This is a genomic window from Paraburkholderia atlantica (genome assembly GCF_009362785.1).
Lineage (GTDB): Bacteria > Pseudomonadota > Gammaproteobacteria > Burkholderiales > Burkholderiaceae > Paraburkholderia > Paraburkholderia atlantica.
Window position 1 is genome coordinate 45708 of sequence record NZ_WHNQ01000035.1, and the last position, 20789, is coordinate 66496.

The 20789-nt window shown below is 66.7% G+C and carries 19 protein-coding genes; 10 read left to right on the forward strand and 9 right to left on the reverse strand.

All coding sequences use genetic code 11. The features are described 5' to 3' along the window. The first annotated feature begins 214 nt into the window (after positions 1-214). Positions 215-865 carry a GTP cyclohydrolase II gene (ribA, locus tag GCT19_RS33050; protein WP_026228235.1) on the forward strand — a complete coding sequence of 217 codons (651 nt, stop codon included), beginning with the start codon at positions 215-217 and terminating at the stop codon, positions 863-865. 17 nt (positions 866-882) lie between these two features. Here the strand turns inward: ribA and GCT19_RS33055 are convergent, their stop codons facing one another. Together GCT19_RS33055 and GCT19_RS33060 are read right to left on the reverse strand one after the other, a co-directional pair. Next, the gene (locus GCT19_RS33055; RefSeq protein WP_013091600.1) at positions 883-1062 is read right to left on the reverse strand and encodes a hypothetical protein; all 180 of its coding nucleotides are present in this window, start codon (positions 1060-1062) and stop codon (positions 883-885) included. Then, positions 1059-1967, reverse strand: a complete 909-nt coding sequence (locus GCT19_RS33060) for an NmrA family NAD(P)-binding protein (RefSeq protein ID WP_321576908.1) — start codon at positions 1965-1967, stop codon at positions 1059-1061. The genes GCT19_RS33055 and GCT19_RS33060 overlap by 4 nt, the downstream gene beginning before the upstream one ends. 238 nt (positions 1968-2205) lie before the next feature. Here GCT19_RS33060 and GCT19_RS33065 point away from each other — a divergent pair, with 238 nt between their 5' ends. Next, positions 2206-3117: an AraC family transcriptional regulator gene (locus GCT19_RS33065; protein ID WP_152854279.1), complete on the forward strand. Its 912-nt coding sequence runs from the start codon at positions 2206-2208 to the stop codon at positions 3115-3117. A gap of 42 nt (positions 3118-3159) precedes the next feature. Here the strand turns inward: GCT19_RS33065 and GCT19_RS33070 are convergent, their stop codons facing one another. From GCT19_RS33070 to GCT19_RS33080, 3 genes are all read right to left on the reverse strand, one after another. Then, the gene (locus GCT19_RS33070; protein WP_152854280.1) at positions 3160-4020 is read right to left on the reverse strand and encodes an anti-sigma factor family protein; all 861 of its coding nucleotides are present in this window, start codon (positions 4018-4020) and stop codon (positions 3160-3162) included. Then, positions 4017-4535, reverse strand: coding sequence for a sigma-70 family RNA polymerase sigma factor (locus tag GCT19_RS33075; protein WP_013091604.1), 519 nt, complete (start codon positions 4533-4535; stop codon positions 4017-4019). Before GCT19_RS33075 ends, GCT19_RS33070 begins: the two co-directional genes overlap by 4 nt. A gap of 158 nt (positions 4536-4693) precedes the next feature. Next, positions 4694-5419 (reverse strand): anti-sigma factor family protein, encoded by a 726-nt coding sequence (locus tag GCT19_RS33080; RefSeq protein ID WP_152854281.1) that lies wholly within the window; start codon positions 5417-5419, stop codon positions 4694-4696. Between the two features lie 166 nt (positions 5420-5585). Here GCT19_RS33080 and GCT19_RS33085 point away from each other — a divergent pair, with 166 nt between their 5' ends. The 8 genes from GCT19_RS33085 to GCT19_RS33120 all read left to right on the forward strand — a co-directional run bounded on the left by GCT19_RS33085 (position 5586) and on the right by GCT19_RS33120 (position 17722). Further along, on the forward strand, positions 5586-5858 hold the full coding sequence (locus tag GCT19_RS33085; RefSeq protein WP_152854282.1) for a DUF4148 domain-containing protein: 273 nt from the start codon (positions 5586-5588) through the stop codon (positions 5856-5858). 115 nt (positions 5859-5973) lie between these two features. Beyond that, on the forward strand, positions 5974-7083 hold the full coding sequence (locus GCT19_RS33090; RefSeq protein WP_321576909.1) for a catalase family peroxidase: 1110 nt from the start codon (positions 5974-5976) through the stop codon (positions 7081-7083). Beyond that, positions 7080-7619, forward strand: a complete 540-nt coding sequence (locus GCT19_RS33095; protein ID WP_152854283.1) for a cytochrome b — start codon at positions 7080-7082, stop codon at positions 7617-7619. Before GCT19_RS33090 ends, GCT19_RS33095 begins: the two co-directional genes overlap by 4 nt. A gap of 219 nt (positions 7620-7838) precedes the next feature. Further along, complete coding sequence (locus GCT19_RS33100; protein ID WP_152854284.1) at positions 7839-11354, forward strand: DEAD/DEAH box helicase; 3516 nt, start codon at positions 7839-7841, stop codon at positions 11352-11354. Between the two features lie 993 nt (positions 11355-12347). Beyond that, positions 12348-13088 carry a response regulator transcription factor gene (locus tag GCT19_RS33105; RefSeq protein ID WP_013091610.1) on the forward strand — a complete coding sequence of 247 codons (741 nt, stop codon included), beginning with the start codon at positions 12348-12350 and terminating at the stop codon, positions 13086-13088. Continuing rightward, complete coding sequence (locus tag GCT19_RS33110) at positions 13085-14512, forward strand: FecR family protein (RefSeq protein WP_321576910.1); 1428 nt, start codon at positions 13085-13087, stop codon at positions 14510-14512. Before GCT19_RS33105 ends, GCT19_RS33110 begins: the two co-directional genes overlap by 4 nt. A gap of 66 nt (positions 14513-14578) precedes the next feature. Further along, positions 14579-17065 (forward strand): CHASE2 domain-containing protein, encoded by a 2487-nt coding sequence (locus tag GCT19_RS33115; protein WP_152854285.1) that lies wholly within the window; start codon positions 14579-14581, stop codon positions 17063-17065. Positions 17066-17107: 42 nt separating this feature from the next. After that, the gene (locus tag GCT19_RS33120; RefSeq protein ID WP_152854286.1) at positions 17108-17722 is read left to right on the forward strand and encodes a DUF4136 domain-containing protein; all 615 of its coding nucleotides are present in this window, start codon (positions 17108-17110) and stop codon (positions 17720-17722) included. A 39-nt stretch (positions 17723-17761) separates the two neighbouring features. Here the strand turns inward: GCT19_RS33120 and bluB are convergent, their stop codons facing one another. The 4 genes from bluB to GCT19_RS44645 are packed head-to-tail and all read right to left on the reverse strand — an operon-like array spanning position 17762 to position 20788. Continuing rightward, on the reverse strand, positions 17762-18421 hold the full coding sequence (bluB, locus tag GCT19_RS33125) for a 5,6-dimethylbenzimidazole synthase (protein WP_018433201.1): 660 nt from the start codon (positions 18419-18421) through the stop codon (positions 17762-17764). After that, positions 18405-19730: a cobyrinate a,c-diamide synthase gene (locus GCT19_RS33130; protein WP_152854287.1), complete on the reverse strand. Its 1326-nt coding sequence runs from the start codon at positions 19728-19730 to the stop codon at positions 18405-18407. The genes bluB and GCT19_RS33130 overlap by 17 nt, the downstream gene beginning before the upstream one ends. 3 nt (positions 19731-19733) lie before the next feature. Further along, the gene (cobO, locus tag GCT19_RS33135; RefSeq protein ID WP_013091616.1) at positions 19734-20336 is read right to left on the reverse strand and encodes a cob(I)yrinic acid a,c-diamide adenosyltransferase; all 603 of its coding nucleotides are present in this window, start codon (positions 20334-20336) and stop codon (positions 19734-19736) included. Continuing rightward, a complete protein-coding gene (locus GCT19_RS44645) occupies positions 20333-20788 on the reverse strand; it encodes a cobalamin biosynthesis protein (RefSeq protein ID WP_321576912.1) in 456 nt (151 codons plus the stop codon). The genes cobO and GCT19_RS44645 overlap by 4 nt, the downstream gene beginning before the upstream one ends. Position 20789 lies beyond the last annotated feature (1 nt).

Here is a 20789-nt window from a genome sequence, read left to right on the forward strand (position 1 = left end):
ACGCGCGCTGAATCCGCGCGGTTCGCGCGGGCTTGTCTTCTGTCGCGTGTGGCGGGTCTTGTGTCGCGCGGGTGCTTCGAGGCGGTGGTCGCGGCGCAGCTTCCAGCGGCTGCGAAGGGGCATCCACGTGCTGCGTGCGGATTAGCGGTAAACTCGCAGTCCAACCCTTATCCCCGGCTCGACCGGGTTCATGCCAGCACTATTGTTCAACGCCATGCTCACGTCTCAGGATTCATCGCCCGCAGCGGACGGCGCCGTCACCAGCGAATGCGTCGTGCTCGACGCCACCGCCACGCTGCCCACGCGCTACGGCACGTTCACTTCCTATGTGTTTCGCGTGGTCGACAGCGGCGCCGAACATCTCGCGCTCGTGATGGGCGATGTCGCCAACCAGTCGTCCGTGCTGACGCGCCTGCATTCGGAATGTCTGACGGGCGACGTGCTCGGCTCCTATCGCTGCGACTGCGGCGAGCAGCTCGATCTCGCGCTGCGCTATATCGCGGCTGAGGGTTGCGGCGTGCTGTTGTATCTGCGCGGCCACGAAGGACGCGGCATCGGCCTGTCGAACAAGATCCGCGCGTATGCGCTGCAGGAGCAGGGGCGCGATACCGTCGAGGCCAACCTCGATCTCGGCCTGCCCGACGATTCACGCGAATACGATTCGGCCGCGGGCATCCTGCGTACGCTGAAGGTCACGTCGGTGCGGCTGATGAGCAACAATCCCGAGAAGTTCGACACGTTGTCGAAGCACGGCATTCCGGTGTGCGAGCGTGTCGCGCTCGCGATTCCGATGCGCGAGGAAAACGAGCGCTATATCCGCACCAAGCAGCTGAAGTTCGGGCATTACTTCGACGAGAACGAGTAAGCCGGAACGCCAGCAGCCTAGAACACGCCGAAATCGTCGTTGCTGTCGGGAATCGCGGCGAGCAGGTTCGCGAGCGCGTGGCAGCCGATCAGGCTGGAAAGCTTCATCGCTGCGCGCAGCCAGCACTCGGCGCGTGAGCTTGGGCTCACCGCTGCTCGCGCCACGCCGTCGGTTTGCCGAATGTCCACGTGGCTCATCGCGCCGCGGCTTCCATCCCGCCCACGCGCGATAGCAGCGCCTCCAATACCTGTCGCAACGTCGTGGCGCCGAAGCGTCGCTCGCTGACGTTCGCCTCCACGTCGATGCGGCCAGCGTTGTGCGCGTCGTACAGATCGACGATCAGTTGCGCGTGACGCTCGCCGAGCCCGGCGCCGCGCAGCACGGCACTCCATTCGTCGCGCGGCACCCGCTGGGCGATTACCGGCCGCCCCGACAGTTCCGCCAGGGTGCGCGCGACGTCGAGCGCGCTGACCCGCTCTTTCCCTTCGATACTGACCACCCGCGGCGTCGTGCGCGCCGGCGCTTCATCGAGCAGCAACTGCGCGGCAAGTTTGCCGACGTCCTCGGCGGCGACGGTCGGAAACAGCTTGTCGAGCGGATCATGCAGACTCGGCAGCACACCACGGCCGAGCGCGACCGGTAGCACGCGCGCCCAGTTCTGCATGTGCTCGGCGGCGCGCAGCAAAATCAGCGAAGATGCGACGTTGCGCAGCAACTGCGTTTCGAGGTAGTGGAACAGCGTCGTGATGCCGGTGCCGTCCGGGTGTTCGGCGCCGTAGTCGGATAGCGCGAGGAGCCGCGGCGGCGTGGTCATGCGCAAGGCGTCGACGCCCGCATCGATGATGTGTCGCATGGCGGCTGCAGGGTCGTCATGCGCCCGCGGCACTGGACACAGCCATTGCACCGCCTGTGCGCCGTCGATCGCGCGCGCGACCGACTCCGCATCGTTCAGGTCGGCGAGCGCGATCTCGCAGCCGATTGCCGCGAGCGCTTCAGTTTGTGCTGCGTCGCGCACCACCGCGCGTACTTGATGGCCCGCGCGACGCAAGGCGGTTGCGCTCGCCTGTCCCACGTGACCGCTCGCTCCGAAAATGACGAACACGTTGTGCTCCGTTTGAGGATCGCTATGGCGCGATGGTACGGACGGGGTGCCCGCGAGGCGCTCAGATCCGGATGACTTTGCGCAGATATGGATGATTTTTTGTGGCGCTGCCGCGCAGGCCGCGCGAATCGCGTTGGCGGTTGGCGAGCTACGAAATTCCGTCACGCCGGCGAAGCCGCCGAAAACGTCGCACAATGCAGGCTTCGCGCCGTCATTCAGGTCATTCAGGAGACAAGCGATGAACGCCGTCACCCCGATTCCCGCGCCTGCGCCGCACAGCGGCTCGCGCATCGCCGTGCGCACGAGCAGGGCGCTCGGCTGGCAAGGCTTCGGTGCGGAGCTGGTCAACGTGTCGGCCGGTCTGCATCGGATGGCGGCATTCGTCCATCACCGTGTGGGCGTGCATGTCGGCGCGCCGGTGACCGCGCGCTGTCTGTGCGATGCGCGCCGCCACACGCGGATTCAGGCGCACGGCGACGTGGACGTGATCCCCGCGGGGGTCGAAGGTCAGTGGAACGATGACGCCGCCTGCACGATTTTCAGCGTCTGGTTTACCGAGGACTTTGCGCGACGGACCGTCGAGCAACTCGCATTGAAATCGGCCGATGCGCAGCTGCGTCCGCGCTTCCAGATGCGCGATCCGCGCTTTCAGCATCTCGCGTGGGCGCTGCGCGCGGAGCTCGAAGCGGACGATGCATCCGATCCGCTGTACGCCGAAAGCCTGTGCACGGCGATGCTGGTGCGTCTGATCGGCGTCGAACCGAATGTCTCGAACCGGCGGCGCACGCTCGCGCCGCGCACGGCCGCGCGCGTGATCGAGTTCATCGACGCGCATCTCGATCAGCGTCTGACGCTCGACGAGCTCGCCATGCAAGCGCAACTGAGCGTGCCGCATTTCAAGGCGCTGTTTCGCGACACGCTCGGCGTGCCCGTGCATCAGTACGTGGTACAGCGCAGGGTAGAGCGCGCGCGAACGCTGCTGCTGCAAGGACGCCTCAGCGCAAGTCAGATCGCGCTCGAAACGGGCTTTGCGCATCAGAGCCATATGGCGCACTGGATGTCGCGTTTGCTGGGTGCAACGCCGCGTGAACTGCGCGGCGCCGCGCGCGATGACGCGGCGACGCCGGGGCAGCAGAAGACACTACGTTGATGCCGTTGATGCGCGAACCGCGCGGCGCGCAACGCATCCGCTTCAACCAGGTACCGCGCCCGTCAACTGCGCATAGACATCATGCGCGATCTGCAACAGCTGCTTGCGATCGATCCCGCCCGACACCGCATAGCCAAAATCGCCGTCGATCCAATAGAACACGTTGACGGGCCCCGCCTGATACAGCTTGAACGCCGTCGTATTCGCGTTCTCGCGACGATGCGAGATGCACAGCGTGACGCGCTCGCCGTTCGGTCCGCGATACATGAACTGCGCGGTTGGGCCATCGTCGCCGGGCAGCAGGCGCCCGCCCGACAGCATGAAACCGCTCTTCGACAGCATCGGCGGATGGACCTCGGTGCCGAGCCGGTTCGCGAGCCATTGCACGAAGTCCTGCTCGTGATCGGCGCTCATGTCGCTCGGCCGGTCGATCGCCGGCATGTAGACCACGTGCGCGACCGCCGCCCGGCGCGCGAAGCTCTCGGCGCTGTCCGCGCTGTCCGCGCTGACCGCACGATTGCCGGCTTGAGTATCGGCCCCCGTGTCGGTTCGATCGATCGCAACGGGTGGAATCAGATCGTTCCTGTGCATGCCGATGCCCAGGCCGAGCACGAGCGCGGCCGCCATTCCCGCGAACTGCGCGGCATAACGCGGCCAGTTCGCGGCCGCCCGCGCGCGGCGCGGCGCGCCGCTCTGCAGACGCGTTGGCACGGGCTCGCTGAGCACGCGGTCGTAGCGATCGTGAAGCAGCCCATTGAGGGAAAAGTAATCGCTGACGCGCGCGGCCAGCTCCGGGTTCTGTTCGAGCGCGCGCTCGACCTCGTCACGCCGCTCGCCGGACAGCGTGCCGTCCACGTACGCGTGCAAGTCTTCTTCGCCGATCGGCATTTGCGGCTCGCTCATCGCACCACCTGTAATTTCGCACCGGGCTGGGCGCCCGCCATCAAAGCTCGCAGCCGTTCGCGTCCGCGCGACAGCCGCGACATCACCGTACCGATCGGAATGTTCAGCGCGAGCGCGACATCGGCATAGCTCATCTCCTCGAGACCGACCAGCAGCACCACCTCGCGCTGCTCGACCGGCAGCCGCTGCAGCGCGTAGTCGAGATCGCGCATTTCGAGCGAACGCGTCTGGCCCGACGGCACCGCGAGCTCGCTTTCGGCGATGCTGTCGTCGTCGACTGCGACGTGGACCGCGCGCGCCGCCGCCTTGCGCGCCTGATTCGCGAACACGTTGTGCATGATCGTGAACAGCCATGCGCGCAGATCGGTGCCCGGCTGGAACAGACGGGTGCGGCCGAGCGCGCGCTCGAGCGTGTCCTGCACGAGGTCGTCGGCGAGTTCGCGATTGTTGATCAGCGCCCGCGCATAGCGCCGCAGACGCGGCACGTGCTCGATCAGCTCGTCACGGACATCCATGGTCGATCCCGTTCAGGGGGCGTGGGGGTGGCATCGGCTTCACTCGCGTCGGTATCGATACGCGCCGGGCCGGTCGCGGAGGCTTCCGTCGCACGATGCGTTCGTACTGCAAACACCTTTCAGCGCATTTTATTCCGTGAGGGCCGCGCGCCTCGGTGTCAGCGCGCGGTCATCACGTCGGCGGCGCGCATCAGGCCGTGGGTGCGCGCATCGCCCGCGACGACGAAACGCTGGCGCCGCGCGGTCCACGTCAACAGCCGCAGCTCGCCGATGCGGCGCGCGGCCCACTGCGGCTCTTCGCGCGCAAACGGCGCCGCCGCCGACAGCACCACCACCGGCTGCTGATCGCCGTTCAGATAGACGAGCTCGTCCACGCGCTGCAATAGCCCGAGCCGCAGCACGCGTTGCTCGACGAGGCGCAGGCCGATCGCGCCGAGATCCGGCGCGGCGGGATCGACGCGCGTCGGCGATGCCGACGAAAAGGGTTGCGCGCTGGCTTCGGCGAGCGCCATCACGGCGGCGTTGTCGAGTGCTTGTGCCGACACCTGAGCCGCCGCGATCCAGCCGCTGACGGCGATCAGCATCAGCGCGAGGGCTACGAACGCGACGAGCGTTCGGCGCCAAGGGCCGGTCGGTTGCACGCGCATGCGAAGCCGGCGCGATTCGCGCAGGTGCTCATGCGCGGGCTCGTCGGTGGTCTGAAACGTCGCCTGGATCTGTGCGTTCAAGCGGTCGTAAAAGGCGACGCGCCGTGCTTCCGCCGGATGCTTGCCGAGATAGTCGCGCAGAGCCGCGGCACGCTCGGGCGTCAGCGTGCCGTCGGCGTAAGCCTGGATGTCGTCTTCGGACGGAGGAGTGCCGGACGGGCGATGAGTCGAGGTCATGGTGATGCGCGGTGTTGATTACTGCTCTCCGAGGACAAACACCGGCGCTTGCCCGTTTATTCCCCGCGCCGGCGATGTTTTTCTCATGCGGCGAATTCAGGAATAAACGCCGCCGACTCGTGGTTCTCCCTGGTGCGAACCCGCACAACACTCACTGGAGTCGATCATGAAAAAGCTTTCGTTCATCGCTTTGTCGTTCGTCGTTCTCGCCGCTTCGTCGAGCGCGTTTGCGCAGGCCAAGACACGCGCTCAGGTGTATCAGGAATTGATCGAGGCCCAGCAGAACGGTCTCGATTACATCACCGACGCGTCGTACCCCGACGTCAGCCCCGTGTTCGCACGTCAGGTCGAGCAGCACAAGATCGCGATTGCCGCGCAAGCGGCGGCCGCCGCGAGCCACGTCGCGAACGCGGGCGCGCCGGCCGTTGGCACCCGGTGAAGCATCGGCCACCGGCGCGCGAATGGGTTTGAACGGGCGCGCCGGTGCCGGATGGAATACATCGTAGCGCGGGGTGTTTGCCCGTACGTTGGTATCCATCCGGCAAGGAGTTTCCGTGACACAACCCTACCGACCCAAACCCCATCCCGCCGGCTCCGACCCGCGGCCGATCTGTGTGCCATGCCGGCTCGCCGCGATCGGCGCTGTCGTGCTCGCGCTTGCGGGCGGCTTCGCGTACACCGCGGGCTGGCTCACGCCCGCGCGGCTGACCGCGCCGCGCATCATCGATACGTTCGAAGCAGTCGCGGGCCAGCATCCCGGCTATCGACGCAATCACGCCAAAGGCCTATGCGTCGACGGCTATTTCGACAGCAACGGCAATGGCGTGGCGCTGTCGCACGCGGCAGTGTTCGCGCCGGGCCGCACGCCGGTGTCGGGCCGCTTCGCGGTGCCCGGCGGCAATCCGTCCGCGCCCGATACGAGCTCGCCGGTGCGCAGTCTCGCGCTGCAGTTCCGGCTTCACGATGGCGAACAGTGGCGTACCGGCATGAACTCGACGCCGGTATTCGCGGTGCATACGCCCGCGCAGTTTTATCAGCAGTTGCTGGCCTCGAAGCCCGACCCCGCGACCGGCAAACCGGACCCCGCGAAGCTGAAGGCGTTCTACGCGGCCAATCCCGAGACGCAGCCGTTCCAGCGCTGGGTCAAGTCGCACGCACCGTCGTCGAGCCTCGCGAACGCCGCGTACTACGGCATCGACGCGTTCCTGTTTACCGAAGCCCACGGCACGACGCGCGCGGTGCGCTGGGCCGTCGTGCCCGACACGCCGTACGCGCCGTTCACCGCCGCGCAGCAGGCCGAGAAGAACTTCCTCGCCGCCGATCTCGACGAGCGTCTGCAACACGGCCCTTTGCGTTGGCATCTGATATTGACAGTCGCGCAGCCTGGCGACCCGACGAACGACGCGACGCTGCAATGGCCCGACGACCGTCAGCACATCGACGCGGGGACGCTCGTGATCGAACGCACGACGTCGCAGGAAGACGGCACCTGCCGCGACATCAACTTCGATCCGACGATCGTGCCCGCCGGCATCGCGCCATCGGATGACCCGCTGCTCGCCGCGCGCTCGGCGGCCTACGCGCAGTCGTTCCAACGCCGCACCCGCGAGGAGGCGCTGCATCCCGAGGTCCACCGAACCCAGCCAAACGGAGAGCACTCATGAGCCGCGACCGCACTCACTTCAGTCCGCTCGCGCGGCTGCTGCACTGGACGATGGCGCCGCTGATCGTCGCGATGCTGTTTATCGGCGTGGGCATGGTCGCGACGGTATCGCGTGCCCATGATGCGTTGGTCGCGTTGCATCGGCCGCTCGGCATCGCGTTGCTGCTGCTCGTGCTGGTGCGGCTCGCGGTGCGCATGATGCGCGGCAGTCCGCCATTGCCCGAGCGGATGTCGAAGCCGCAGCGAATCGCGGCGCATGCGTCGCACCTCGTGCTGTACGGGCTGATGCTGGCGATGCCGCTGATCGGCTGGGCGATGTTGTCGGCGGCCGGCTATCCGGTCACGCTGTTCGGTCCGCTGCATCTGCCGCCGATCGCGCCGCACGACGTCGCGCTGTTCGCGCTGCTGCGCGCGCTGCATACGTGGCTTGCGTTCGCGTTGTTCGCGACGGTGCTGCTGCATCTGGCCGCGGCGCTGTTGCATGGGCTGATTCTGCGCGACGGCGTATGGGGCAGCATGGCCCGCGGAGGACGCTGATACCGGCCGAATCGGCCGGGCCGCGGCTCGCTTGGGCCGTTCCCAAACTGACCGGATCGGCCGGCCCAGCGATTTTCGTCCAACGCGTAAAATGGCCGGTTACCACAGGCAAATCGCAACTGGACAGAATCGGCCGGGCGTCGCGAGCGAGCGTCGCCCGGTGCACTGGTTCGGTCCGCGCGCGTTTGCCTTCGCCGGTTTGAAAAGGAATGCACGCGGATGTCGTCAGTTTTCTTCGATCGGGACAGCATTGCCGAATGGCTCGGTGAGCGGACCGTCGCCAAGGCGCGCTCGGTGGGCGCGATCAGCAACGTCAAATGGCAGGGCGAGACGCTGTCGGGCGACGTGCAGGGCTCGCAGCCACAGCCTTACCGCACACGGGTCCGCTTTCGGACCGATGGCGGGTCGCCGTGGGCCGAAGGCGAATGCACGTGCCCGGTCGGGCGCAATTGCAAGCACGTCGCGGCGTTGCTGCTCGCGGAACTCGACTACCACGACGAGATGGATCACATCACGCAGGTCGAGGAAGACAGCGATCCGGCCACGTCGGAGGTGTTCGTCGCGCGACGGATCACGGTCCCGGGCGCGCCGCCGCCGGCGCCATCTCCATCTTCATCTCCGGGCGTGCGGCCGGAACTGGTCAGCTGGCTCGAACGTTTTCGCGCGCGCGCCCGCGCGGCCGACGCCGCCGCCGAAAAAAATGCCGCCCGCAAGGTGGAGGCCCCGAGCAAGGAGACGCTCGCCTATCGGCTCAACTGGTCGCGTTTTCATCTGCGCCACGAAGTCGTGCTGCATCGCGCGCGTTGCGACGCGGACGGCGTGATCGTCGAAGTCGGCGACAGCTGGGGCGACGTCGAAGGCGCGCTGCTCAGGCAGCCGCGCTTCGTGTCCGACGAAGACCTGTCGATTCTGCGCGGCCTGTGGCTCGGCCGCTCGCGCGAGGACCTGGGCCAGTTCGTGCTGCGCGGCACGAGTGGCGCGGAAACGCTGCAAAAGCTGATCGCGACCGGGCGCCTGTTCTTCGACTTCAGGACCGCGCCGGGCCAAGCTGGGCCGACACCGCTCGCGCGCGCCGCCGACCGGCCCGGGCGCATCGAATGGGAGCCGCTCGCCGACGAGCGTCTGCGCCCGGTGCTGCGCACCGAACCGCGCGCGAGCATGGTGCTGCCGACCGAGCCGGTCTGGTACGTGGACGGCGTCGCCAACGAGGCGGGCGTCGTACCGCTGTCGCTGCCGTTCCAGCAATTGCCCGACTACCTCGCGATGCCGCCGATCTCGCTCGCCGAGGCGCCGCTCGTCGCGTCGGTGCTGCGCGAGATCGCGCCCGAGCTGCCGCTGCCGCCGACCCATGACGCGCCCGCGATTCGCGTGATCGATGTCGAGCCGGTGCCGGTGCTGACACTGAACAGCCACGCGCTGCCAGGCACGGCGAAGGGCATGAAAGCGGCGAAGACCGCAAAAACCGCGAAGGCAGCAAAAGCCGCGGAGCGCAAGTCCGCCGCGGTCGAGCTGGCCGCGGCGAGCTTCGACTACGACGGCGTCAGCATCAACGCCGACAGCAGCGTGACGCTCGTGCCGCTGCCGGGCGGCGACGTGATTCACATCCGCCGGCGCTACGACGCCGAGAAAAAGCGCTTGCTGGAATTGCGCAAGACCGGTCTGCAGAAGGTGCCGACGCGCAATATGCAGGCGGCGCGTCTGTTGCCTGACACGATGCTCGGTCTGCCCGACAGCGACGCGTGGTCCGAGTTCGTCAACGACGCGGTACCGGATCTGGTCGCGAAGGGCTGGCGCGTGACGATGGCGCCCGAGTTCCGCTACAACGTGATCGAGATCGACGCGATCGACGGCACCGCGCAGCAAGCCGGCGACGGCTGGTTCGATCTGGAGATGGGCATCCGCGTCGGCGAGCGCAACGTGCGGCTCGAGCCGCTGCTTGCCGATCTGTTCCGGCGCGACCGGCGCTGGCTGTCTGGCGCGCTGGAGAGCATCCGCGACGACGAGCCGATCGAGCTGAAGACCGAGGAGAACAAGCGTCTGCGGTTGCGCGCCGATCGTCTGAAGCCGGTGGTGCGGGTGCTGGTCGATCTGTTCGATTCGCTCGGCGGCGCGCTTGCCGAAGGCGCGCCGCTGCGCGTGCCCGCGGTCGATGCCGGCCGTCTCGATGCGCTGCACGACACCGGCCGCTGGCAGTTCAGCGGCGACGCTTCGATCCGCGACCTCGCGCGCCGTCTGCAAGCCGGACCGGGCTTGCGCGAAGTGCCGGTGCCGCGTGGTCTGAAGGCGGAGCTGCGCGCGTATCAGCACCAGGGCCTGAACTGGATGCAGTTCCTGCGCGAACAGGATCTGGCCGGCGTGCTCGCCGACGACATGGGGCTCGGCAAAACCGTGCAGACACTCGCGCATATTCTCGCGGAGAAGGAAGCGGGACGACTTACGCAGCCCGCGCTGATCGTCGTGCCGACCACGCTGGTGCACAACTGGCGCGAGGAAGCGCGCCGCTTTGCACCGGACCTGAAGGTGCTGACGCTGAACGGGCCGCACAGAAAGGAGCGCTTCGAGCAGATCGGCGAACACGAGCTGATCCTGACCACGTATGCGCTGCTGTGGCGCGATCAGAAGGTGCTTGCCGAGCACGACTATCATCTGCTGATTCTCGACGAGGCGCAGTACGTGAAGAACGCGACCACCAAGGCCGCTCAGGCGATTCGCGGCTTGCGGGCGCGGCATCGGCTGTGTCTGACGGGCACGCCGCTCGAGAATCATCTCGGCGAGCTGTGGTCGCAGTTCGATTTTCTGCTGCCGGGCTTTCTCGGCAGCCAGAAAGACTTCACGCGACGCTGGCGCAACCCGATCGAAAAGAACGGCGACGACGTGCGCCGCGCGTTGCTCGCGCGCCGCATCCGGCCGTTCACGCTGCGTCGTCGCAAGGACGAGGTCGCGAAGGAACTGCCGCCGAAGACGACGATCGTGTGTCCGGTCGATCTGGAAGGCGCGCAGCGCGACCTGTACGAAACCGTGCGCACGGCGATGCAGCAGAAGGTGCGCGCGGCGGTCAGCGCGCAGGGGCTCGCGCGCAGCCACATCATCGTGCTCGATGCGTTGCTGAAGCTGCGCCAGGTGTGCTGCGATCCGCGGCTCGTGCGCACCGCGAGTGGCTTCACTGACGGCGCTGCGACGGGCGGCGGCGAGCGCGCGATGCGCTCGGCCAAGCTCGATCTGCTGCTGTCGATGCTGCCCGAGCTGATCGAGGAGGGGCGTCGCGTGCTGCTGTTCTCGCAGTTCACCGGCATGCTCGCGCTGATCGCCCAGGCGCTCGACGAGGCCGCGATCCCGTACGCGATGCTGACGGGTGACACGACCGATCGCGTAACGCCGGTCGAGCGGTTTCAGCAGGGCGAGGTGCCGCTGTTCCTGATCAGTCTGAAAGCGGGCGGAGTGGGCCTGAACCTGACCGCCGCCGACACGGTGATCCACTACGATCCGTGGTGGAATCCGGCCGCCGAGAACCAGGCGACGGACCGCGCGCATCGGCTGGGACAGGACAAGCCGGTATTCGTCTACAAGCTGATCGCGGCCGGCAGCATCGAGGAAAAGATCGTCGAGCTGCAGGAACACAAGGCCGGGCTCGCCGACAGCATTCTCGCGGAAGACGCGGCGGGTGCCGCGAAGTTCTCGGACGACGATCTCGATGCGCTGTTCGCGCCGATGCCGGAAATCGAGGGCGGGAGGTGAGCGCCAGAGGCGCGCTCGCCTAAGTCGGGAATCTGATGCGCTGCGGCAACATCAAAGGGGGCCGGACTGTAACAAAACATCTGTGTATGTAAATTGCCGCCGAACGGAGGTTCAACTCATACCAATTTCGAACTCGCGCTGTGTAAGAGTTGTGCGTCGGACGGTTCCGGACGATGTGTAATAACTACTTTGGCAGCGGTTACAAAGGAATTTCTTTCATCTTGAGCAGCGCTTCGCGCAGGGCTAACGTGACGTTACTCGTGCGGTTAGACCCCGGCGAGCGTGTGTAGTGTTTTTGGGCGGCGTTGCTTCAACAGGGGCAGCGCCGCATTTTTTTGCCCGCGACCTGGCGCTCGGCATCACGCGCTGACGATCCATGACGCATTGCGTCATCGCATTGGCCGTCAATGTGAAGCAGTCGAACCAAAACGGGCTTCGTCTCGCGCCCGACCCTGATGATTGCATCAAATGACAACTCGCCCGAGACGAAATCTAACAATGTTTAAACGATTTATTCTGAGATTATTCTTATACTGAACTCGCAATTGTTAAATAAGAGTACCTGAAAGGAATCTTAAAGCGTATAAGCGGACATCCCCGAAAGGCCGCTGCAGCAAGGATCTGCGGTCCGCAGTCTGACGTCCGTCCGGGGTGTCTCGCGTGGTGGCAGACCGGAGAAACCTAAGAAGCGTTTCAATCGTTTTCAATTAGGGTTTTTCGCGACGGATTGCCGGTACACGGTAAGCGGGATGAAAGAGGGTTTTCGATTATCATGATCTGCCCTGCATAATCGCTATGGAAATTACATTTATGCGCTGATTTCAGCTTCATGAAACCAGCGTCATGGCGGGGGTACGGCGAGGGACCTTTAGTCAGAAAGTAGCAGCCGGAATTTTATGGGAAGCCGGATCGGCGGCGCTATGTCGTCATCCCGGTCGTCAGCCGGTTCGCCGGCCGTCAGCCGCGAAAGGTGCTGTTACGTAGTGGGGTGTTATGAGAATTGCTGTCCTCGATGATGATTCGGCTCAGGCCGACCTTGTGTGTCAAACGCTATCCGCCGCTGGACACGTCTGTCACGCGTATGGCGCAGGGCGTGAACTCGTGCGCCAGTTGCGCCGCCAGACGTTCGATCTGCTCGTGCTCGACTGGAACGTTCCCGACATGTCCGGCGAAGAAGTGCTTCGCTGGGTGCGCGAAAGCCTGTCCGAGCGCCTGCCGGTGCTGTTCATGACCAGCCGCGGCCGCGAAACCGACATCACTTCGATTCTGAACATCGGTGCGGATGACTATCTCGTCAAGCCCGTGTCGGGCGCCGTGCTGCTCGCCCGGGTCGGCTCGCTGCTGCGGCGAGCCTATTACCTGAAGCCGCCGACAACCAGGGAAGTGTTCGGCGACTTCGAGTTCGACCTGAGCGCCAAGCACGTCGTCGTGCGCGGCACGCCGGTCTCCGTCACGCAGAAAGAGTTCGAGCTCGCGCTGCTGCTGTTCCAGCATATGAGCCGGCCGCTGTCGCGCGCACACATTCTCGACGTGATCTGGAAGCAGGCCACCGACATCCCGTCGCGCACGATGGACACCCACGTGTCGATGTTGCGCAGCAAGCTCGGTCTGCGCCCGGAGCAAGGCTATCGGCTCACGCCGATCTACGGCTATGGCTACCGCCTCGAGCGGATCGAAGCCGACACACCACCTACCGCCGACGACGAACCCACTGAAGAAGCGGGGGAGGCGTGACGGTCTGCGTGGGTGGGGCAGCGTCCGGTCGCCGCGCCGCCGCGTGGCTTGCCGCGGCCTGTCTGATTGCAACGGGCGCGACCAGTTTGAGCGCGCACGCGCAGCCCGCGCGCGGCAAGACCGGTGCGAAGGCGTTGCCGGTCTACGCGTCGTACACGACGCACGAAGGCGACACGCTGTACGACATCGCCGCCCGCTACATGGCCGACCCCGCCGACTGGGCGCTGTTGAGCCGGCTCAATCACGTGCCCGCGCCGCGCCGCATGCCGGCTGGCATCGTGCTGCGTTTGCCGTTCCAAAGGCTGCGCCAGGATCGCGACACGGCTCGCGTGGTCGCGACCAGCGGTCCGGTCGAGCACGCGTTCGACACGAGCCCTTATCTGCCGTTGAAGACCGGTGAAACGCTTGCCGAAGGCGATCACTTGCGCACCGGCGCGAACGGCTTCGCGACGCTCGAGCTGCCAGACGGCTCGTACGTGACGGTCGCGCAGAACGGCGAACTCAATATCGAGAGACTGCGGCACATCACGCTGACCGGCGCGGCCGATCGCATCCTTCAGTTGCGTTCCGGCGAGATCGAAAGCCAGGTCACGCATGCGACGCGACGCGACGATCGCTTCCAGATCCGTTCGCCTTCGGTGGTCGCCGGGGTGCGCGGTACGCGCTTCCGCGTCGACTACAACGGTGACACGCAGACCACCGCGGTGGCCGTGCTCGACGGCGCGGTCGGCGTCGATCCGCCCGCGCAGCACGGCCGGAGCGCCGCGCCGGCGCCGGGCAGGCCGTTGCAGGCGTCCGAGCAACTGGTCAAGGCAAGCTTCGGCAACGTCACGCGCTCGGGCGGCGCGATCGGCAGTCCGCTCCAGTTGTTGCCGGCGCCTTCGCTCGCGCGGCCGGCGCGCGTGCAGGACGGCAAGACCGTCAAGTTCGACGTCAACCCGGCCGAGCACGCGGTCGGCTATCGGCTGCAGATTTCGCACGATGCCGATCAGCTCGACCTGGTGCGCGATCTACGTGTGAGTGCGCCGCACGCCGACTTCGGCGATCTGCCCGACGGCACGTACTTCGTGCGTGTCGCGTCGACTGATAGCAACGGCCTCGACGGCCTGCCGAACGTGTACGCGTTCGAGCGCCGCCAACTCGGGCTGGACGCTTCGGCCGCGCAGCGCGCGGGTAGCCACGACTACGAGTTCCGCTGGTTCGTCAGCCACAGCAACGTGCCGACGCGTTTTCGCTTCGTGCTCGCGAAAACGGCTGATCTGAGCCACCCCATGATCGATCGCACCGATCTGGCGGGCGGCGAACTCGTGATCAGCGATCTGCCGCCGGGCATCTACTACTGGACGATCGTCGCCGAGCAGTTCGACAACGGCCGCTTCTACGAAAAGAGCAGCCCGGTCCGCTCCTTTACGCTGGCGCGCTGACGCTGGTAGATTCTCGGGGCCGGCCTGCTGGCCGGTCCGTCCTCTGGTTCCCGACTACATCGCCCCTTGCCCGCCACTTCTACGCGACTGAGCCTCGATCCGCGCGCCCGTCTCGGACGGCGGGCCGGCCGGCGCTTTCTGATCGAGTGGCTCAGCGTCGGCTGTCTCGGCCTCGTGGTGATCCTGCTGACGTCGTTCGGGCGAGTCGGCACGGGCATCGATCTGCTGGTGTACGACCAGTTTCTGAAGCTGCGCGAGCAGCCGCTGCTGTCCGACCTCGTCGTCGTCGAGATCGACAACGCGACCATCGACGCGCTCGGCCGCTGGCCGTGGCCACGCAGCGTGCATGCGCGGCTGCTGGATCAGCTCGCCGCGGCCAAACCTGCCGCGGTGATCTACGACGTGCTGTTCACCGAGCCCAACGTCGACGACGCCCAGTTCGCCCACGCCATCGCGCTGAGTCCGACCTATCTGCCCGTGCTGCTGACGCCGCCCGATGCGAGCGGCGAGCGCACCGTCGATGAACCCGTCACGCCGCTCGCGCAGGCAGCAGCCGGGCTCGGTCATATCAATTTCGAAGTGGACAGCGACGGCATCGTGCGCAGCGTCGCGCGCTTCCAGGGCGACGAGCACTCGCGCTGGCCGCAACTGACGGTGCTCGTCGCCGACGCGGTCGAACGCGGCAAGCTGCATCTGCGCAACGGGCTGCCGCCGCGTCGCTCGAACGAGCCCGCGCGCGGCAGCGACGACGGCCGCGAAGACCGCTTCCTGATTCCGTTCGGCCCGAATGCCGCGAACTACGCGAAGTTCGGTTTCGCCGACGTGCTCGCCGGCAAGGTGCCGGCCGATCAGTTGCACGGGCGCATCGTCGTGATCGGCGTGACGGCGTCCGGTCTGTACGACCGCTTCGCGACGCCGGTGTCGGGCGAGCTCGGTCCTCTGCCCGGTGTCTATATCCATGCGAACGTGCTCGACACGCTGCTGACCGGCCGCGAGATCCAGCCGGTCGCGCTGGGGATCGTGTTCGCGGCGGCGCTCGTGCCGCTGGCCGCGCTGCTCGCCGGCTTCCTCGTGCTGTCGCCGCGCCGCTCGCTGTTGCTGACCGGCGCGCTGGTGCTGCTCGCCGCGGCCGGCAGCGCGCTGCTGCTGTTCGGCGCCAGGCTGTGGATGTCGCCGATGCCGGCGATCCTCGGCGTCGTGATCGTCTACCCGATCTGGAACTGGCGACGCCTCGAAATGACGATGGCGTATCTGCGCGGGGAGCTGCAACGTCTCGCCGACGAGCCGCATCTGCTGCCCGAAACGCCGAAGCGCCGCCGCGAGTTCGGCGGCGACGTGCTCGCGCAGCACATGGCGCTGATGGCCGAGGCCGCGCAACGGGTGCAGGACATGAAGCGCTTCGTGTGGGACAGCCTCGACAGCATGCCGGAGCCGATTCTCGTCAGCGATGTGGGCGGCGTCGTGCTGATCGCGAATCACGCGGCGAAAGCGCATTTCGCGCGGCTCGGCGCACCGATGCCCGAGGGCCAGCCGATGCAGAGGCTGCTCGGTGGTCTCACGCTCGTGAAGACGATCGATGCCGGCGCGGCCTCGGATAACGAGCGCAACGTGTACGCGCACGCGCACTGGCCGGCGCCCCTCGATCCGACGCGCGGCGAGTTCGCGGCGCTGATGGCGCAGGGTGTCGAGGTGCGCGACACGAACGAGCGCGACCATCTGCTGCGCTATGCGACCTGCACCAATGCGCAGGGCGAGACGACCGGCTGGATCGCCGGTCTCGTCGACGTGTCGGCGCTGCACGCGGCCGAGCGTCAGCGCGAAGACGCGTTGCGACTGCTGTCGCACGACATGCGCTCGCCGCAGGCGTCGATCATTGCGCTGGTCGAGATCGAGCGCGCGCGGACCGAGCCGGCGCTCGCGCGCAGCGTGCTCGAGCGCATCGAACGCTACGCGCAACGCGCGCTCACGCTCGCCGACGACTTCGTGCAACTAGCGCGCGCCGAATCGCAGGCCTATGTGCTCGAGCCGCTGAGCCTGACCGAACTCGTCATCGATGCGAGCGACGAGATCTGGCCGCAGGCGCACGCGAAGCGCATCACGCTGCATACGGAAACAGGCGGCGACACCTACGACGATCCCTGGATTTACGCCGACCGCTCACTGATGACACGCGCGCTCGTCAATATCCTGAACAACGCTGTCAAGTACAGTCCGCCCGACACGCGCATCGTGTGCAGCTTCGCGAGCCAGCCGGCGGCCAGGCGCGCGGGCAGCGGCGCGGCTCGGGTGTCGTGCACGATCCGCGACCAGGGCTATGGCATTCCGAAGGAGCAGCAGGCGGGATTGTTCGAGCGCTTTCGCCGTTTTCACGAGGCGGAGCGGCCGGAAGTGGGCGGCGCGGGACTCGGCATGGCGTTCATCAAAACGGTCGTTACGCGCCACGGCGGCAGCGTCGAGGTCGTCAGCGCGCCCGGCGAGGGGACGGCCTTTACGATCTGGCTGCCCGCGCTCGACGACGCGCCGCTCGATGAAACGAGCGCACCGCGCGCCTGATGCGCTTGCGATTTATTCGATGGACTAGAGAGAAAACAGAAAATGGCGAAGATCGCTCACCTCTGTGCCGCGCTGGCCGCGGCGAGCCTGACCGCTTGCGCGGGCCTCAGCGCCGACGTGCACACCGTCTCCGCTAACGGTGCCGACCACGCCGTTGCGCTGCAAGGCGAGCCGACCTATTCGCTCGCGCGCACGCAGTCGCAGGACGACAGCGCCGACCATCCGCAAGTCGAAAAGCTGCTGCGCGACGAGCTGGCGAAACACGGCTTCGTCGATACGGCGGGCAAGCCCGCGCACTATCTGCTGTCGATCGCGTATAGCACGCGGCCGGCGTCGGTCGGCATTGGCGGTGGGGATTGCGCGCCCGCCGATTGTGGCGCGGGCAGCGACGGTCCAGGCGCGCTGCTGTTCGGGCGCAAGTATCAGCATGCGCTGACGCTGCGCTTTTTCGACTACGCGAGCGGCACCGAGCGCTACAAGGTCAGCGCAATGTTCATGGATCGCGATGCGGACCCGTTGCATGCGTTGCCGCTGCTCGTGAAAACCGCGCTTGCGAAGCTGCCGTACGACGCGCCGGCTGACTGGCGCGTGAAGCTCAGGATCGACAAGGCGAGCGGTGCGCCGAACGTCGAGTCGATGAAGCCGCTGCAGCGCTAAACAACCGCAGCATCGGCTCGCTGGGGCCGGGCGTGTCGGTTATTTTTGCGCCGGCTCACCGCGTGGCCAGCGGTTTTCGAACACGCAATCGGCCAGCGGCAGACGGCTCGCCCAGCGCTCCGTTTCGAGCATCGGCTCGCTGTAGAACGTATCGACGTGGCCGAGGCACAGAATCGCGACCGGTCGCGCGCCTTCCGGCATCGCCAGTAGTTGATGCACCGCGTCGACATCGAACAGCGACACCCATCCAAGCCCGAGTCCTTCCGCGCGTGCGGCGAGCCACATGTTCTGGATCGCGCACGCGACCGACGCGAGGTCCATCTCCGGCAGCGTGCGACGGCCGAACACGTGTCGCTCGCGCCCGTCCATCAACGCGATCACCAGTAGCTCCGCGCAGTCGCGCATGCCTTCGACCTTCAGCTTCATGAACTCGTCCCGGCGTTTGCCGAGCGCGTCGGCGGTGGCGAGACGTTCGCGCTCGACGATGTCGCGCAAGCCCGTGCGCAGCGCTGCATCGGTAATGCGCACGATGCGCCACGGCTGCATGTAGCCGACGCTCGGCGCATGATGCGCCGCGTCGAGCAGACGCCGCAGCACCGCCGGATCGACCGGATCGGGCACGAAGTGGCGCATGTCGCGGCGTTCGTAAATCGCGCGATAGACCGCATCGCGCTCGGAGTCGTCAAAAGGCTTCGCCATGAAAGAGGGCGGCCGTGAAAGCCGGGTTGGAGGGCCAGTAAGCGTGCATATAGGTTGCCACAATCGGGCCTACGCGGAACACCGCTTCGCCGGGCGTGTCGCTGTGCGCGCGCGTGGCGAAGCGCTGCGGCGCGAGCGGTGTCGCGAGCTTCGAGTAATGAAACGTGTGGCCGGTCAGCGTGCCGTGGATGCCGTCGATCTGCTGCATGCCGAGCGACGTGAAGCGCGTTTGCATCGTCGCGTGACCGGGCAGCAGGCCGAGCATCGGCGTGCTCGTGCCTTGCGTGTCGGTCAGGGTGTCGAGCAGATAGAGCATGCCGCCGCATTCGGCGATCACCGGTTTGTCCGCCTCGACGTGCGCGCGAATCGATGCGGCGCTGTTCACGTTGCTCGCGAGCACCGCCATATGCAGCTCGGGATAGCCGCCCGGCAGATAGAGCGCATGCGTGTCGGCGGGCAACGCTTCGTCGGCGAGCGGCGAGAAATAGCTGAGCCGCGCGCCGAGCGCTTCGAGCAGCGCGAGGTTGGCCGGATAGATGAACGAGAACGCGGCGTCGCGCGCGATCGCGATGTGCTTGCCTTCGAGCAGACGCGGCAGCACCTCGGGCGACGGTGCGCCGAAATCGACCGGCGGCGGCAATTCGACGAGCGCGGTCGACGCCAGCGTATCGGCCGCGCGTTCGAGGCGCGCTTCGAGATCGTCGATTTCATCGGCCTGATGCAGGCCGAGGTGACGGTCGGGCAGCGTGATCTCGTCGCTCGCGGCGATGTGGCCGCACCAGCGCAACTCGGGCGGTAGCGCTTCCTGCAGCATCTGCGCGTGCCGAGCCGAGCCGACACGATTCGCGAGCACGCCATGAAACGGCAGTTGCGGTCTGAAGCGCGCCAGGCCGAACGCGAGCGCGCCGAAGGTCTGCGCCATCGCCTGCGCGGAAATCACCGCGAGCACCGGCACGCCGAACGTGGTCGCCAGGTCGGCGCTGCTCGGCGTGCCGTCGAACAGGCCCATCACGCCTTCGATCAGGATCAGGTCGGCTTCTTGCGCCGCCCGCGCGAGCAGGTTGCGGCACGCGTTTTCACCGACCATCCATAGATCGAGCGACGGCACCGGCGCGCCGCTCGCGCGCGCGAGGATCATCGGGTCGAGAAAATCGGGCCCGGTCTTGAACACGCGCACGCGACGTCCGAGCCGCCGGTGATACCGCGCGAGAGCGGCAGTGATCGTGGTCTTGCCTTGTCCCGACGCGGGCGCGCTGATGAACAGCGCGGGGCACGCTGCGGGGCGAGTCCGCTTGGGGGACGCGGACATCGCTCAGAACTCCACGCCGCGCTGCGCCTTCACACCTTGTTCGCGATACGGATGCTTGATCGCGCGCATTTCGGTGACGAGGTCGGCGGCTTCGATCAGCGCGTCGGGCGCATGGCGTCCGGTCACGACGACGTGCAGCATCGGCGCACGCGCTTTGATCACGGCGAGCACTTCGTCGAGCGGCAGGTACTCGTACTTCAGCACGGTGTTCAGCTCGTCGAGGATCACCATCTGGTAGTCGCCGCTTTCGATCATCCGCCGCGCTTCGTTCCAGCCCTTGCGCGCGGTCGCCATGTCGGCCTCGCGATTCTGCGTGTTCCACGTATAGCCGTCGCCCATCGTGACGAAATCGCATTGCGCGATCGCGCCGAGGAAGTCGCGCTCCGACGTATGCAGCGCTCCCTTGATGAACTGCACGACGCCGAGCCGCATGCCGTGGCCGAGCACCCGCACGGCCATGCCGAATGCGGCCGTGCTCTTGCCCTTGCCGGTGCCGGTGTTGACGATCAGCAGCCCTTTTTCGACGGTCGCGCTGGCCTGCTTCTTTTCGTGGCCTTCGCGGCGGCGTTCGGTCATGCGTTGATGCGATTCGGGATCGGTTTTCATCGAGGGTCCTGGTCTTGAGGGGCGTGACGGACGGGCGGTACGTCGCCGGGTGCGGTGTCGTTCGCCGCCGCGATCGCGACTGTGATGCCGGCGAGCGTGGTCTTGCGTACGATCAGACGTGCGTTTTGCGCGATAGTCGCGGAGTTCGCTGCTGCTGCCGCCAGCAACGCGCACGGCTCGCACACACCGTCGACACCGAGATGCGCCCGCGCGGCCGCCGACGGCGACGCGACCGGTGCGGCGGCGATCTGCTCGCGGCTGAACAATTGCAGCGGCAGTTGATGGCGTGAACAGAATTCGAGCAGACCTGCTTCGTTGGCTTTGGTGTCGATCGTCGCGATGGTGCCGATCTGCTCGAAGGCATTCGAGCCGAGTGCTGCGCGCACGGCGGCTTCGATGTCGCCGGCATTGCTGTGCAAGCGGCAACCGATGCCGACGCTTAGCGTTTTCATC

Coding starts and splice junctions, on each gene's coding strand:
- ribA (WP_026228235.1), top strand. CDS start 215: ATGCTCACGTCTCAGGATTCATCGCCCGCAGCGGACGGCGCCGTCACC.
- GCT19_RS33055 (WP_013091600.1), bottom strand. CDS start 1,062: ATGAGCCACGTGGACATTCGGCAAACCGACGGCGTGGCGCGAGCAGCG.
- GCT19_RS33065 (WP_152854279.1), top strand. CDS start 2,206: ATGAACGCCGTCACCCCGATTCCCGCGCCTGCGCCGCACAGCGGCTCG.
- GCT19_RS33070 (WP_152854280.1), bottom strand. CDS start 4,020: ATGAGCGAGCCGCAAATGCCGATCGGCGAAGAAGACTTGCACGCGTAC.
- GCT19_RS33075 (WP_013091604.1), bottom strand. CDS start 4,535: ATGGATGTCCGTGACGAGCTGATCGAGCACGTGCCGCGTCTGCGGCGC.
- GCT19_RS33080 (WP_152854281.1), bottom strand. CDS start 5,419: ATGACCTCGACTCATCGCCCGTCCGGCACTCCTCCGTCCGAAGACGAC.
- GCT19_RS33085 (WP_152854282.1), top strand. CDS start 5,586: ATGAAAAAGCTTTCGTTCATCGCTTTGTCGTTCGTCGTTCTCGCCGCT.
- GCT19_RS33095 (WP_152854283.1), top strand. CDS start 7,080: ATGAGCCGCGACCGCACTCACTTCAGTCCGCTCGCGCGGCTGCTGCAC.
- GCT19_RS33100 (WP_152854284.1), top strand. CDS start 7,839: ATGTCGTCAGTTTTCTTCGATCGGGACAGCATTGCCGAATGGCTCGGT.
- GCT19_RS33105 (WP_013091610.1), top strand. CDS start 12,348: ATGAGAATTGCTGTCCTCGATGATGATTCGGCTCAGGCCGACCTTGTG.
- GCT19_RS33120 (WP_152854286.1), top strand. CDS start 17,108: ATGGCGAAGATCGCTCACCTCTGTGCCGCGCTGGCCGCGGCGAGCCTG.
- bluB (WP_018433201.1), bottom strand. CDS start 18,421: ATGGCGAAGCCTTTTGACGACTCCGAGCGCGATGCGGTCTATCGCGCG.
- GCT19_RS33130 (WP_152854287.1), bottom strand. CDS start 19,730: ATGTCCGCGTCCCCCAAGCGGACTCGCCCCGCAGCGTGCCCCGCGCTG.
- cobO (WP_013091616.1), bottom strand. CDS start 20,336: ATGAAAACCGATCCCGAATCGCATCAACGCATGACCGAACGCCGCCGC.
- GCT19_RS44645 (WP_321576912.1), bottom strand. CDS start 20,788: ATGAAAACGCTAAGCGTCGGCATCGGTTGCCGCTTGCACAGCAATGCC.